This is a genomic window from Paenibacillus sp. GCM10027630 (assembly GCF_042676305.1).
GTDB lineage: Bacteria > Bacillota > Bacilli > Paenibacillales > NBRC-103111 > Paenibacillus_S.
Map to the genome: position 1 here is coordinate 160,814 of NZ_JBHTGY010000060.1, position 14,449 is coordinate 175,262.

11 protein-coding genes are annotated in these 14,449 nt (G+C 46.3%); 9 read left to right on the forward strand and 2 right to left on the reverse strand.

The window, feature by feature from the left end; genetic code table 11:
- Nucleotides 1-1,010 precede the first annotated feature (1,010 nt).
- The 5 genes from ACFQ0C_RS30805 to ACFQ0C_RS30825 all read left to right on the forward strand — a co-directional run bounded on the left by ACFQ0C_RS30805 (nucleotide 1,011) and on the right by ACFQ0C_RS30825 (nucleotide 7,209).
- Complete coding sequence (locus ACFQ0C_RS30805) at nucleotides 1,011-1,988, forward strand: ABC transporter permease (protein WP_379372536.1); 978 nt, start codon at nucleotides 1,011-1,013, stop codon at nucleotides 1,986-1,988.
- 10 nt (nucleotides 1,989-1,998) lie between these two features.
- Nucleotides 1,999-2,880, forward strand: coding sequence for a carbohydrate ABC transporter permease (locus tag ACFQ0C_RS30810; protein WP_379372538.1), 882 nt, complete (start codon nucleotides 1,999-2,001; stop codon nucleotides 2,878-2,880).
- 36 nt (nucleotides 2,881-2,916) lie between these two features.
- Nucleotides 2,917-4,521 carry an extracellular solute-binding protein gene (locus ACFQ0C_RS30815; RefSeq protein ID WP_379372540.1) on the forward strand — a complete coding sequence of 535 codons (1,605 nt, stop codon included), beginning with the start codon at nucleotides 2,917-2,919 and terminating at the stop codon, nucleotides 4,519-4,521.
- Between the two features lie 113 nt (nucleotides 4,522-4,634).
- Nucleotides 4,635-5,534, forward strand: a complete 900-nt coding sequence (locus tag ACFQ0C_RS30820; protein WP_379372542.1) for a dihydrodipicolinate synthase family protein — start codon at nucleotides 4,635-4,637, stop codon at nucleotides 5,532-5,534.
- Nucleotides 5,535-5,538: 4 nt separating this feature from the next.
- Nucleotides 5,539-7,209, forward strand: coding sequence for a sialidase family protein (locus ACFQ0C_RS30825; protein WP_379372544.1), 1,671 nt, complete (start codon nucleotides 5,539-5,541; stop codon nucleotides 7,207-7,209).
- A 677-nt stretch (nucleotides 7,210-7,886) separates the two neighbouring features.
- Here the strand turns inward: ACFQ0C_RS30825 and ACFQ0C_RS30830 are convergent.
- Nucleotides 7,887-8,345: a DUF2306 domain-containing protein gene (locus tag ACFQ0C_RS30830; RefSeq protein WP_379372546.1), complete on the reverse strand. Its 459-nt coding sequence runs from the start codon at nucleotides 8,343-8,345 to the stop codon at nucleotides 7,887-7,889.
- A gap of 392 nt (nucleotides 8,346-8,737) precedes the next feature.
- Here ACFQ0C_RS30830 and ACFQ0C_RS30835 point away from each other — a divergent pair, with 392 nt between their 5' ends.
- From ACFQ0C_RS30835 to ACFQ0C_RS30850, 4 genes are all read left to right on the forward strand, one after another.
- Nucleotides 8,738-9,790, forward strand: coding sequence for a BMP family lipoprotein (locus ACFQ0C_RS30835; RefSeq protein ID WP_379372839.1), 1,053 nt, complete (start codon nucleotides 8,738-8,740; stop codon nucleotides 9,788-9,790).
- 106 nt (nucleotides 9,791-9,896) lie between these two features.
- The gene (locus tag ACFQ0C_RS30840; protein ID WP_379372548.1) at nucleotides 9,897-11,420 is read left to right on the forward strand and encodes an ABC transporter ATP-binding protein; all 1,524 of its coding nucleotides are present in this window, start codon (nucleotides 9,897-9,899) and stop codon (nucleotides 11,418-11,420) included.
- Complete coding sequence (locus ACFQ0C_RS30845) at nucleotides 11,417-12,472, forward strand: ABC transporter permease (protein ID WP_379372550.1); 1,056 nt, start codon at nucleotides 11,417-11,419, stop codon at nucleotides 12,470-12,472. The genes ACFQ0C_RS30840 and ACFQ0C_RS30845 overlap by 4 nt, the downstream gene beginning before the upstream one ends.
- A 4-nt stretch (nucleotides 12,473-12,476) precedes the next feature.
- Nucleotides 12,477-13,430 carry an ABC transporter permease gene (locus ACFQ0C_RS30850; protein WP_379372552.1) on the forward strand — a complete coding sequence of 318 codons (954 nt, stop codon included), beginning with the start codon at nucleotides 12,477-12,479 and terminating at the stop codon, nucleotides 13,428-13,430.
- Nucleotides 13,431-13,544: 114 nt separating this feature from the next.
- On the opposite strand, the gene ACFQ0C_RS30855 is transcribed toward ACFQ0C_RS30850, so the two are convergent.
- Complete coding sequence (locus ACFQ0C_RS30855) at nucleotides 13,545-14,309, reverse strand: ArsR/SmtB family transcription factor (protein ID WP_379372841.1); 765 nt, start codon at nucleotides 14,307-14,309, stop codon at nucleotides 13,545-13,547.
- Nucleotides 14,310-14,449: the final 140 nt, after the last annotated feature.

Genomic DNA, 14,449 nt, shown 5'->3' on the forward strand with positions numbered 1-14,449 from the left:
GGAAGCGGAAATTCCGTTATGTTGGCCGAATGGAGCATTTATGCACAAAAACAGAGTGATAACGGAACGGGCTGTTCCTTTATCACTCTGATTTTTGGACTTTTCAGGCGATAAAGGAACAATTACTTCCGCATTGCCCTCAACTTCCATGGATGCAGTACTGGCGTATTGTTTAGATGCAGGGGATCTCTTGGCTAAAAGTATAGCGAAGCTAACTGTACATGGAACACCTGCAGGGGAGTTCATGGCTATCAATAACGGCTCGAAGACCGGCTTAGGGAAATAAGGAAGCAGCGCAAAGCACAGAGTAGAACAAAAGAGGGAACGGGTGTGGGATGGAGGAGCGATAGCGTCCGCCTTTGAAGCTTGTGTTCCTCCCGCTGCAAGCCTTCCATTCAAAGGAACACGACTTCAACAGCGGCCGGAATCCCATACCCGATTCCCTCCCAACGCACAAACGTAGATTGTACACCAAGGACGCCGCAAGGCGTTTTTCTTATTTTTTAAGTATTACAAAGTTTAGGTTCACAGGAGCGGATAATGAGCGGCGCAAACAGGAAGAGGCGGAACATAGATGTTCTATTTGTCTTGAAAGCGGGGCAAAAGAGGCACTCGGGGAACGTAGGTGCGCTATTTGACAGAAAACCGGGGTTAAGGCACCGAAATTCGGCCAATAGCGCATCAACGTTCCCTTTCGTCGTGTGAATGGCTGTTGAAACATGAAATAACGAACTGACGTTCCTTTTCGCTATTCGAGGAGCTATACGGACCTGGATTTAACCTGCAGCAGTTTGGGAAAGCCGGAAGGGACAACGCGGTTTAGATGAGATACGTGTGAGGGAGGGTTGTGCCCGGAAAACTTCAGTCGAATAGAAGCTTTGCTATGTCAAAAAGTGCGGGTCAAAAGATGCGATCAGCCATTTGTCAAAAAGAGCGGCCTACATCAAAAGGTGTTACTTTTCAAAATGGAGCTGCAGCACGTACGATAAGGGCAAAGGAGGTGAGCAAACTTGCAGCATAACGAATCCGACACAATAATCACACAATCCGTGCTTGCCCCCAAGCCACATAAGAACGTGTGGGCCGGGATCAGAAAACGGCTCGTTCGGGACCGCAACTTATATCTGATGCTGCTGCCGGTGATCGGTTTCTATCTCTTGTTCAAATTGGCCCCGCTCGGAGGAGAGATCATTGCATTCAAAAATTACCGGTTTGCAGACGGCATATGGGGAAGCGATTGGGTAGGTCTTAAACATTTTGAAAGCCTGTTCGCCAGCAAAGAATTTTATATGGTATTGAAAAATACATTGCTGCTGAACGTGTACAGCCTCTTATTCAGCTTTCCGGCTCCTATTATTCTGGCGCTGCTGTTGAATGAAGTCCGGGTGGAGTGGTACAAGCGGATTGTGCAAAATTTTCTGTATCTTCCGCATTTTATATCGTGGGTCGTTCTTGGGGGAATCCTCATTACGATATTGTCTCCTGCAAGAGGTGTGATCAACAGTATTTTGACGAAGGGGTTGGGGCTTGACCCGATTTATTTTCTTGGTGATACCTTTTGGTGGCCGATTACGTTCGTACTCTCTGGAATTTGGCGGGAGGCGGGCTGGGGAACGATTTTATATTTAGCGGCAATGGCTAATGTGGACCCTCAGCTGTATGAAGCGGCCAAGATGGATGGCGCGGGCAAGCTGCGTCAAATATGGCATATAACATTGCCAGGCATACGCAGTACGGTTGCTATACTGTTGATTTTGAAGGTTGGGCATATGATGGATATTGGCTTCGAGCAAATTTTTGTGCTGCAAAACGATATGGTTTTGGGCATCTCCGATGTCATTAGTACTTATGTGTACCGGATAGGGCTTTTGTCAGCACAATACAGCTACACGACAGCGCTCGGGTTGTTCCAATCGCTAATCGCATTAATTCTCGTCATCAGCGTGAACAAAATTGTGAAATTACTAGGAGAAAAAGGACTATGGTAGGGGGGAGGGTATGAATAAAACTACATTGGCAGGAAGACTTGGCTACAGCTTCATGTATGCCCTACTAGCGGTGTGCGGATTTTGTGCACTATATCCGTTAATTCAGGTTATTGCCGCTTCCTTCAGCAGCAGCAGGGCGATAAGCTCGGGCGAGGTATACCTGTGGCCGGTGGAATTTACGTTATTGAACTATAGCATTCTATTGAAGGATGGGGCCATCTTCACCGCTCTCTTCAATACGGTAATCGTGACGGTAGTCGGCACAGTGTTCAATATTACCGCGACGGTACTTGCTGCTTATCCGCTTTCCAAGCCGAGGCTTATAGGTCGGAATTCGCTGCTTATGGTCATAACGTTTACGATGCTGTTCACCGGAGGCTTAATTCCTCATTTCATTTTGATTAAAACGCTTGGCTTGATGAACACTTATTGGGCACTATGGCTTCCTGCTTTAATAAGCACCTATAATATGTTTGTGATGAAAACATATTTCGAGGGACTGCCCTCTGAGATCGAAGAATCCGCTGCTATTGATGGAGCCGGGGATTGGACAGTGTTGTTCAAGATTATATTACCGCTTTCTAAGCCGATGCTCGCTGCCTTATCTTTATTTTATGCAGTTTACTGGTGGAACTCGTATTTTAATGTATTGATCTATATTTCGAGCGCCAAAAAAGCAACGATGATGCTGAAGCTGTATCAAATGCTGCAAGGCATGAATGATAAGCTGCAAAATTTGGATACGGCCATCGTCAGTGTGAATGATATTCCAACGCCGGAGGGCTTAAAGGCCGCGGCTATCTTTATCGCATTGCTGCCAATCCTTTGCTTTTACCCGTTTTTGCAGAAGCATTTTGTTAAAGGTGTTCTTATCGGTTCAGTCAAAGGATAGCGAAAATTTAGATGATGTTCCTGGGAGGATAAGTCAATGAATAAAAAGGCTTTGGGTCGTAGAACGATTCGATTAACATTATCCGGTGGTCTGGCTGCTGCCCTATTACTCGCCGGCTGCACGAAGAGTAACCCTGCTCCAAGTGCGGAGGGCTCGTCCGATCCGTATGATAAATTGCCCAAAATCGTCTCCATAAATGCCAGAGATAATGGGAATATCGCAAGCGAGGAAGGCAATATCGAGGAGAACCGCTGGACGAAATGGATTAATGAAAACTCAGGCGTTCAAGTAAAGTGGATTGCTACTCCTCCTACCTTAGGTCCGCTTATTCAGAAGCTGAACACGCTTGTTGCAGCAGGAGAAGGTCCCGATCTGTTCGTTGAAGCCAATCGGCCGTTTCTATCGACATTAGTTGATAACGGTGCCCTTCAGCCTATAGACTCCTACATTGACAAGTACAGCACCTCCTATAAAAAGTATTTGGCTGAGCATCCGGAGCTGAAGGAATGGGTCACATTCGACGACGGCAAAATGTATTTAGCAGGGGTTATGCGTGCAGGCACAAGCGGCACGATTGTTCATGCAGGCTTCATCAGGCAGGATTGGCTGGATAAGCTGGGACTCAAAATGCCGACAACCGCAGACGAACTGCTGGAGGTTGCCAAAGCCTTTAAAGAAAGAGATCCTGACGGTAACGGAAAAGCGGATACAGTACCTTTTTCATTCAATATTCCTCTCGGATTAGGCAGTCCGATTCAAGGCATATTCGATACGATGGCGGATAAATGGCATGTGGAAAACGGCAAGCCTGCCTATGGCGCTTTGACAGAGCGGTTTGCAGATTCGATTGCATTCAATAAGAGAATGTACGAGGAAGGTCTCATTGATAAGGAATATTTAACGGACAAAAATTTTGAACGCCAAAAACAGCTGTGGGTAACAGGGAAGTCGGGGATTTTTCTCGGTACGACCGGCGATATTTACAACTCGTATAAGGACTTGAAGAAAAATGCTCCAACGGCGAAGCTGGCTCCAATCGCTCCTGTATCCACCAAATACGGAAAGAACGGTTATAACCAAGGGGTAGGCTTAGCAGGCAATATGGTCGGCTTCAATAAACAGATGAAAAATCCGAAAGCGGCCGTACAGGTCCTCGATTTCATGATCGACAAAGGCGGGTTTACATTGGCAAATGGATTGGAGAATGTGCATTACAAAATATCCAACGGGGTTCCTGCGCCTGTCGATCCGCAAAAGAATGCCAAGGAGCTTACTTATGCGGCTACGTATAATCTGCTTTACAACGACAAGGGCTCTTACGAGGATCTTTTGAAAAATCCGAATCCGGATCCGATCTTCCGGGAAATCGATGAATTAAGGGCCCAAGCCGGCAAAGTCATATTGTCCGTACCGTTCCGCAGAGATTTCGCAGTGCTGCCGTCCACTCAGGAATTTAATCAAACGATGACTGCTTTTAACGCTTTGGTTGATCCGGCAATTGCTAAAGCTGTAGTTTCCGGAGCGGCTTATACGCCACAAATGGCAGCAGAAGATTTAAAGAAGGAATGGAAACGTCTTGGCGGGGATAAAGCAGATCAATTGATGAATGACTATTATCAGAAGAAAAAGAATGCAAAATGACCATGAAATGAAGGGACCACTGGCAGAGTTTTATAACTTGGGGCGGATTGGATTCGCCCTTGTTTTGTCTTGCAATCAAAAGTCTGACCATACACAAAGGGAGGTAAGTAAATATGAATAAATTACAAGGTATTATTCCGCCAATCCTTACACCGTTTACAAAGGAGCTGGATGTCGATACGGCTGCTTTGCGGGGTTTGGCAAACTATATGATCAGCTCTGGGGTAAACGGTATTTTTGCAATGGGAACGGCAGCTGAATCGCCAATGCTGACCCGTGAGCAGCGCTTGAAGGCGCTGCAGGCGCTGAAATCGGAGTGTGCAGGAAGAACTCCGCTGTTGGTTGGCGTTATGGAAACCAGCACAGCCAGAGTGCTGGAGCTCGTGCGCGAGGCGGAGGAGCTGCAGGCGGATGCGGTTGTTGCTGTGACCCCTTACTATTTCCGTGTTAAGCAGAAAGAGATTGTCAAGCATTACGCCGCAATTCGCGAAGCGACTTCATTGCCGCTCATTATTTATAATGTTCCGGTGTATACCGGCAACCCGATTGAACCGGCGACGGTTAACGAGATCGCCCGTTTTCCAGATGTCATAGCTTACAAGGACAGCTCCGGCAACATGCCACATTTTCAGCAGGCGATTCGTCTTACCAGCGATTTGCCGCATTTTTCGGTGCTGCAGGGGGTGCAGGTTTTAAGTGTGATCAGTCTGCAAATGGGTGCGGCCGGATTGATTCCGGGGGTCGGCAATGTAATCCCTGATCAGATGGTTTCGTTATTTCAAGCCGTTCGGCAGGGAGAACTGGAGAAAGCCTATGAAATACAAGATTTTATCGTCCGGCTGGAGGAAGCATTCTCGATTGAAGGGTATTCGCTTCCGGTTTTGAAGGGAATGGCGCAATATCTGGGCTTCGGCGAGGGAGTGCCGCACTTTCCGCTGCAGCCGCTTACGACTGACGGAATGAATAAGCTTTCACAAATTTTATTAGGCGGTAATGTTAAGGGGGGTGTGTGACCCTATGAAAAAGGTATCCGATTCTAATAAACACTTGGTAGCTCAAGAAAAGGATATGTACATTTCATTTCCCGGGATCGCTAAGGCGAAGGGGGCGCTTGTGGCATGCTATTTGCGTACGGACAGTCATCATCGTACGAAAACGGATATCATGATTACACGATCTTTGGATGGCGGGCAATCATGGATCAACCATCAATCGATAGCGTATACCGATGTTTTCGAGCAGGGGAGTGTGTACGTAGTACCGAGAATTAATTCGCTTTCTGATGGGAGGCTGGTTGTTATTTGTGACCGCGGGCTGCGGAATCCCAAAACCGAATTCCAATATTTATCAACCTGGGTTTACAATAAGCAGATGTGGAATGAACTGTTTTGGAGCTATGATGATGGTTTGACTTGGAATGGTCCACACCGGATAGACGATGTTGGGGGTGAGCCGGAATATATTCAGGAGCTATCGAACGGGAGCTTGATGTATACAAGAGCGGAAGTCGGTGAAATGGAGCCTAGACTGCGCTTTAATCCGGCAACCTATTACGAATTTGGCAACCCGGCCAAATACGACTGGTTCCCCGGAGTTAAAGTGTATTACAAGCAGGCGGCTGTGTTTTCGGATGACGGGGGACAAACCTGGGGACGGAAATCATTTATGACGGACCATCCGTTGTACTCGGACGCGGAAGCCGGATTTGCTGAAATCAAGCCCGGACATTTGCTCGCTGTAACACGTTGCGCTGACCATGGCACTCGTTATGGGCAGCCAAGCCGTATGATTCGAAGCAATGATTACGGCTTGACTTGGGATCAAGGGGTGTTGGCGCCGTTTCACGGTCACCGTCCTACACTTGGTATGCTGCAATCAGGCAAGGCACTGGCTGTTTTCAGAAATGCGTTGGGCACCAATGCGACCTATGCGTTTGTGTTCGATCCGGAGGAGCTGTTTACTTATCAGCCGAACTCCTTCATATGGAATGAAGCTGATTGTGTAATCGACAACGGCGTCATGACCCTAAGAACGGAGGAAGGTCCTGAACGTGCTGTGAGGTTCCAATTATATCCGGCTCAAAATGATGTATCACGTGTAGAACTAGAGACGGAAATGAGATTGGAGGAGGCAGACGAGTATGGCTGCTGCATTAGTGCCGGATGCTGGATCCGCTTCGAGACAGACCGCGTGTCGTTGGCCGGGCGGCCAGAGCAAGGATTTATGCTGGACACACGCAAGTGGCATCAATACAAGATCATTCGGGAGCATCATGAGATCTTCATTTATGTGGACGGAGAACTGCTGCTGCACACGAATACAGTAGGCTTGGCCACGCGAACGGTCAGCTTCGGTAACCGGTATATTCAGAATGAAGCTAAGCGGAACCGTTCTGTCAGCCACTGGCGGTCGTTATCTGTAAAGGTTATTAATCCGGATGACTATACCATCGATTGGGAATGGAATGCGGCTGCCGGCTACCCCGATCAATTTCGCAGAGATCATTTTGTACTGCTAGATAAATCCGGATTCTCAGCTGGAGATAACGGATATCCGCAATGGGTACAGCAAGCGGACGGCTCCATCGTCATTATCGATTATACAAAGGGAGAGCCGGTACAGGACCAGCCTTTTGTCCGCACTTATACGGTAACAGAAGATGAAATATCTGGCTTAAAGCAGGCTTAACCACCCAAATAGGAAAGGCAGTTGATTTTTATCATTCAACTGCCTTTTTTATTCGAATAGAAGCTTTTCTTACGTGTAAGAGGGAGTTTAATTGCTTTGTAGCGCAAAAGTAGGGCACCCTTTCTAATGTGGCATAAGTGACCGCGCTAGAACAGATGTTCAGAAGTTGCTTTCATTCTAAAGGAGACTAGGATTTTCGGAGGGTTGTCGGATGATAGATGGAAATCCTCCCGTTAATTCAGCCTGGAAATCGTTTGAGAGCAATCTAACTGGAAAAACTCCTGCTAATAGAGGGGATAGGGCTGAGATCAACCCAAACCCTTAGAATTAGCATGAGAAATTCCAGTTATAGGGATTGGAACGCTTTTTTGGGAGAAAATAACATGACATTTTCCTGCTAATTGCGTACGGTTTGCTAGGCTGCCATGCCATGCTGTGAGGAGTTAGTCATGCGGTTAAAAAAGTTCTATGCTGCTATTGGGCTTGGCGCAGCTGCTTGGGATTATGCAATTTAATAATAACCGAAGAGAATCTCCACTATGCAAATAAATTGTTTCTATAAATAGCATTAAGACATTCATTTTGTAAGTGACCAATAGGATATATTTTCGGCTTGTTATTTCGGTGATCTGGATACTCGCATTCCCCCTCCCCCCATACACCTCTGAATGTATCAACTATACGTTTGGTGGACTATATTTTTTTCCGACTATAAATATAATTGGAGTTCCTATGATTGTAGGTAAGAACCAAAACAATAATTGGGGCAGTTCATTTAAAACAGGAATTCTATGTACGTTTACTACCAAAGTGGCGGTTACAATACCGATGTATGAACCCGCCAGTCCTCCTATATGGGAACCCAACCAATTTTTCCACTTTTTTTTAGCTGCCAAATAGCCAAGTAAAGCAAGGCCGTAAGAAAATAAAGCGACATAAAAGAGATATTGGCTTGTCTCCCAATGTAAAATGGACATCGCAATGGCTGTTACAAATACAATAACATAGGAACAATGATAAATTTCTCCTGATAGTGTATGCTTGCCTTTTTTCTTCTTGGAAAACATAGCGAATAAGCCGCTTACTAAACAAATAATACCTGTAAGAAGATGAATAATTAAAAATATACTAAACAATCCGCATCAACCCCAAATGATATATTCATCAAATTTGTTGCTTATTTTAAGCATAACTGAATTTTCTCAAAAAACACAATCGGTAATACTTTATTTGTGAGGGCATATGAAGAAGGGAATGATCTAGTTAATAAAGGTATTATTAGCAGAATAAAGGAGAATATTGTGGGAAAAGCTATTGTTTATCGGATATATGATCTACTGAAAGGCCCTTTGCAGAAAGAGCGCTCTTAATCATAAGTTAAGAAATCTGACATAAAGTTAGGTTGAAATAAATAGGATTTCCGCATATAGTTATTATATTATCTTTAATGATAGATAAATTAACATTTGAGGGGGCGTTAATAGTGAAAAGAGGGTTCAAAACATGGGTGTTAATTGCATCTGTTGTTATGTTTGTGACAGGTTGTAGTGGTGGTAAAAAAGAGAATCCAAGCGGTGGTACAGCGACAGTAACCAATTTCAAGGTAGGGATGGTTACGGATGCCGGCTCGATTGACGACAAATCATTTAACCAAGGAACCTGGGAAGGTATTCAAAAAGCCGCAGGCGAGTTGAAGCTTACCGATAAATATTTGAAGCCGACAGGAACGACAGAGGCTGATTATATGAAGGAAATTGGCAATCTGTATGATGCTGGATTCAAGTTTATCGTAACTCCTGGCTTTAAGTTTGAAACGGCGATATTCAAGTCCCAGGATAAATATAAGGATGCCAAATTCGTATTGATTGATGGTTTCCCACATAGTGGTGATTCCAAATCCGTAGTAAAGGAAAACACGGTAGCGATCTTTTTCGCAGAGCAGGAGTCGGGATATTTAGCTGGTATAGCTACGGCGCTTCAGATTAAGGAAGGCGAAGCCGGTTTTATTGGCGGCATGGAAATTCCACCTGTACAAAAATATAACTGGGGCTTCCAGCAAGGGATTCAATACGCTAATGAAAAACTGGGGACGAAGATCAGCTTGAAGAAGGAAAACGTTATTTATCAAGGCTCCTTTGACAACGTAGCAGCTGGAGGACAATTGGCTGCGCAAATGTTCGATCGCGGTGTGAAAGTTATTTTCTGTGCGGCTGGCGGCGTTGGTGTTGGAGTCATTAACGAAACCAAGACGCGCGTTTCTTCTGGTAAGGCGGTTTGGGTAGTGGGTGTTGACGTGGATCAATATGCGGATGGTGTATATCAAGGAGATAAATCGGTTGTTCTGACATCAGCTATGAAGAAAATCGATCATGCAGCCTATGACATGGTCAAAGCCGAGAAGGAGGGTAAATTCCCGGGGGGTAAAACCTTAACATTCGATTCCAAAAATGATGGTGTGGGCATACCGGATAAAAATCCGAATCTTAGCGAGGATACTGTGAAGAAGGTTAGCGAAGTATTGGCCAAGCTCAAAGCTGGCGAAATAAAAGTAGCTGCCGAACAGGGCTCACTAATAAAATAAGGATTGGTATATAGCAATGCCACGGGTATATAGAAGACGGATAACCTCCGTCTTTTTGTATATCTGGGTATATAGCGGAACCTGCGAGTAAAGGAGGAACAAATAGATGGATTATGTGGTTGAAATGCTCAATATCCGTAAGGAATTTGCCGGTATTGTCGCGAATGACGATATTACGCTTCGTTTGAAGCGAGGAGAAATCCACGCCCTGCTGGGGGAGAACGGCGCCGGTAAATCGACGCTGATGGGTATTCTTTTCGGCATGTATCAGGCGGATCGAGGCATCATTAAGGTTAATGGTGAGGAAACCCGGATCAGTAATCCGAATGTTGCATACAAGCTGGGAATCGGGATGGTTCATCAGCATTTCAAGCTCGTAGAGAAGTTCACCGTTACGGAAAATATGATTCTCGGCAGCGAGCCCCGGAAGGGACTTATTCTTGATATAAAGGCAGCCGCCAAGCGGATCGAAAAGCTGTCTCAATTGTATGGATTGAATGTTGATCCCTATGCCAGAATTGAAGATATTTCCGTTGGCATGCAGCAGAGAGTGGAGATTCTGAAGATGCTTTACCGTGACGCAGAGGTATTGATATTCGATGAACCTACTGCTGTGCTGACCCCTCAGGAGATCCAAGATTTTGAAAAGATTTTGAAAAATTTGATTGCGGAAGGCAAATCGGTCATTTTGATCACACATAAGCTCAAAGAAATCAAAGCTGTTGCACATCGCTGCACCATCATTCGCCGTGGCAAAACGATAGGAATGGTTGATGTGGGAGAAGCTACCGAGGCACAGATGGCAGAGATGATGGTGGGGCGTCAAATTTCTTTTAAGGTGGATAAGCAGACATCTACGCCGGGCGAGGTAGTGCTCAAACTGGATTCGCTAACTATTAGTAACAATAAGAAGCTGACCGCATTGAATAACTTCTCACTGGATGTACGTGCCGGAGAAGTCGTTGGTATCGCGGGTGTTGAAGGAAACGGGCAGGCAGAATTGGTTGAAGGTATAACGGGTCTTCGTAAGATCGAATCCGGGCATGTCTGGTTCCAGGGAAAGGATATTACGGGTATGGCAATTCGCGACAGAATTGAGCAAGGGATTGCCCATATTCCGGAGGACCGGCATAAACGGGGGCTGGTACTAGATTATACTTTGGAAGAGAATATGATTTTGGAGGTATACCACCGCGAGCCGTTTTCTAAAAGAGGGCTTCTGAATAAGACAGCCATCCGTGAGTATGCGAATCGGATTTTGGAAAGCTTCGATGTACGATCAGGACAAGGCGCTGTATCTGTGGCCAGATCGTTATCGGGAGGGAATCAGCAGAAGGCAATCATCGGGAGGGAGCTCGAGCTGGCTCCTGATCTGCTTATTGCCGTGCAGCCAACACGTGGCTTGGATGTAGGCTCCATCGAATATATTCACAAACGTTTAATCGAGCATCGTGATCAAGGGAAAGCGGTGCTCTTGGTTTCATTGGAGCTGGAAGAAGTAATCCAAGTATCGGATCGGATCGCTGTTGTGAATAATGGTGAGCTTATCGGAGTCGTGGAGTCAAAGGATACTAACGAGCAGGAAATAGGCTTGATGATGGCCGGTGTGAAGAGGGGGGGAGGCGTATGAGAAGCGGGATTACTTCCCTGCTTGCCGTCGTTCTGGGCTTGCTGGCCGGAGCGTTGCTGATGGCGGTGACGGGCCATAATCCATTTGAGGGATATGGCTACTTGTTCCAGGGTGGTTTGAAAAACCCGGAAAGAATCGGGAATTCGATAGCAACGGCAACCCCGCTGATTTTTACCGGATTATCCGTAGCCTTCGCCTTTAGAACAGGCTTATTTAATATAGGTGTAGCTGGACAAATGTTGATTGGAGGTCTTTGCGCGACGGCCATTGGACTGAGCTTTGACCTGCCAAGAGCTCAGCTGCTGCCACTTATGGTGATCAGCGGCTTTATCGGTGGCGCTATATGGGGATTCGTTCCAGGAATACTCAAAGCGAGGTTTAACGTTCATGAAGTGGTTTCTACAATTATGATGAATTGGATAGCTTACTGGACGGTTTATTACGTGGTGCCTGCTTATTTCAAAGGGGCGTATTTGGAAACCGAATCAAGAAATTTGTCGGATACTGCCCTGCTGAAGGAGCCGTTCTTATCGGAGCTGTTCGGGGGATCCTATATTAACCTGGGGATTTTCATTGCGCTTATAGCCGTTATTCTTGTCGCTTTTATCATTGATAGAACGACGCTTGGCTATGAATTGAAAGCGGTTGGCTTTAATCGATATGCTGCTGAATATACGGGTATAGCGGTCAAACGCAGTATGGCGTTGTCAATGGTTATTTCCGGAGGGCTCGCCGGTCTTGGCGGCGTAGCTCAATATGCGGGCAATGCCGTGAATATGCAAATTGGGATTATGCCATCGCAAGGCTTTGACGGAATAGCGGTTGCGCTGCTGGGAGCCAATACACCGGCTGGTGTACTCATATCTGCGATTTTTTTCGGTCTGCTTTCTTCAGGCAGAGGCTTCATGAATGCCATGACTGAGATTCCTCCGGAGATTGCCGATACGATCATCGCTATCATTATCTACTTTGCAGCTACCAGTATTCTCATTGAGCGTTTGATCCGTTGGGTTAACCGACGCTCATCAACCAGAGGAAAGCAGGTGAAATGATTCTATGTGGGTGACGCTTCAACAAATATTTCCTTATGCCATCGTGTTTACCATTCCGCTTTTGATAACAGCGTTGGGCGCATTATTTAGTGAAAGAAGCGGTGTTGTGAACATCGGTCTCGAAGGGCTGATGGTTGTAGGATCGTTCACTGGCGCATTTGTTATTTTCAAATTACAGTCCATATGGCCCGGCAATCAGGCTGTCATTTGGATCGGTTTGTTTATCGCGATGGCAGCCGGGGCAGTATTCTCCCTCCTGCATGCATTTGCCAGCATCAGTCTCAGTGCTAATCAGATTATTAGTGGTACGGCGATCAATCTGGTAGCCGGGGCGCTGACGGTTTTTCTGTCACGCAATATTACAGGCAGCGGCAATATACGCATCACCTCCGGCTTTACGCCCTTTGAGGTGCCGCTGCTCTCGAAGCTTCCGGTTGTGGGTCCCTTAATCTTTTCCAATACATACCCATCAACATGGTTTATCCTGTTAATTGTGTTCGTCAGTACTTTTGTTCTTTACAAAACACCGTTTGGTCTGCGCTTGCGCGCATGCGGCGAACATCCGCACGCGGCTGAAGCATCAGGCATTAACGTAAAATCGATGAGATATACCGGAGTGATTATCTCCGGTGCCTTCTCGGCACTTGGCGGCGCCGCGATGATTGTTACCTTCGCGGGCGAATTTACAGGCAGTGTGGCCGGATTGGGTTTTCTGGCCTTGGCTTCTTTAATATTCGGGCAATGGAGACCCTTCGGTATTGTGGGGGCTACACTATTCTTCGGTTTTGCAAGCACGATAGCTAATGTATCTCAGGTTATCCCATCGTTAGCGGTATTTCCGCCTATTATTCTCAAGGTATTCCCGTATGTCGTCACGTTGTTGGCGCTAATTGTGTTCTCCAAAACATCGAATGCCCCGAAAGCGGCAGGCGAGCCTTTTGACTCCGGTAAGAGATAGAAAGGCTGCGGCCATGTGTTTCACAAATTTAAAAGCGCAGCATGCTTGCTCTTCAAAAAAAACGTCGCCCCTATGCATATGCAGGAGCGGCGTTTTTCTGTTAAACATTTCGCTTTAATCACTAGCAAGCGTCGACCCGGTCTCTAGCAATGTCTTCATGCCCGAAAGCACGATCGGCAAACCATTTTCAAGAATTTTTGCGGTATTTGCTGCCTGTTCAAATTCATCATGCACGACGGTTACGACGGTCACGCCACGAAGCTCCGCATGCGGTTCGATCTCCCACGTAATGCGCGACGGGGCGTCACTGGCCGTGTCCGGAAACGAGAGGAAGCGCCAGCTCATCACCAGCTTTCTCGGAGGCTCAATGGCGATAATAATTCCTTCCGCTTTCTTATCATCGCCATTGCAGAGCTCAAAGGGAGAGTCGATTTCCCATGTGGATCGGATGGAGCAATTGAACCAGAACTTTGATGTCTTAACTGGGTCCGTGAGGGCTTGCCACACATGCTCGGGCGTCGCTTTAATAGCAATCCGGTTTACATGCCGGGGTTTGTTTTCCATATTTGTTTCACGCTCCAATTCATTTTGTAGGGATGTTAATGAGACCGTCCATGGTTCGGCGTACTTGCTGACCCACCGGTCGTAGATTTTACGTATAGGTACTGCGTTCAAATAATGCAGCTTTTCCCGCCCTATTTTCCTCGTAGTAATGAGCCCGGCTTCCTCGAGTATATTCAGATGCTTCATGACGCCGAATCTTGACATGTCAAGCGGAGCGCATAGATCGTTCAGCGTTCTCCCGTCTGAAGCGTGAAGCAGGTCTAAAAGCGTTCGGCGGCTGGGATCCGCAAGTGCCTTGAATATTTCATTGTTCAATCGTAACACCCCCTTTTTGACAGACAGTCCGAAAAAAGTTGTTTGATCCGCTTGACATGTGACCATATAGCAACGTATCCTGAGCTTAACAAAAGTGACTATATAGTCACATGTTAACACATACTGATTTGTTTGTCAGC

Coding starts and splice junctions, on each gene's coding strand:
- ACFQ0C_RS30815 (WP_379372540.1), top strand. CDS start 2,917: ATGAATAAAAAGGCTTTGGGTCGTAGAACGATTCGATTAACATTATCC.
- ACFQ0C_RS30820 (WP_379372542.1), top strand. CDS start 4,635: ATGAATAAATTACAAGGTATTATTCCGCCAATCCTTACACCGTTTACA.
- ACFQ0C_RS30850 (WP_379372552.1), top strand. CDS start 12,477: ATGTGGGTGACGCTTCAACAAATATTTCCTTATGCCATCGTGTTTACC.
- ACFQ0C_RS30810 (WP_379372538.1), top strand. CDS start 1,999: ATGAATAAAACTACATTGGCAGGAAGACTTGGCTACAGCTTCATGTAT.
- ACFQ0C_RS30840 (WP_379372548.1), top strand. CDS start 9,897: ATGGATTATGTGGTTGAAATGCTCAATATCCGTAAGGAATTTGCCGGT.
- ACFQ0C_RS30835 (WP_379372839.1), top strand. CDS start 8,738: ATGTTTGTGACAGGTTGTAGTGGTGGTAAAAAAGAGAATCCAAGCGGT.
- ACFQ0C_RS30825 (WP_379372544.1), top strand. CDS start 5,539: ATGAAAAAGGTATCCGATTCTAATAAACACTTGGTAGCTCAAGAAAAG.
- ACFQ0C_RS30845 (WP_379372550.1), top strand. CDS start 11,417: ATGAGAAGCGGGATTACTTCCCTGCTTGCCGTCGTTCTGGGCTTGCTG.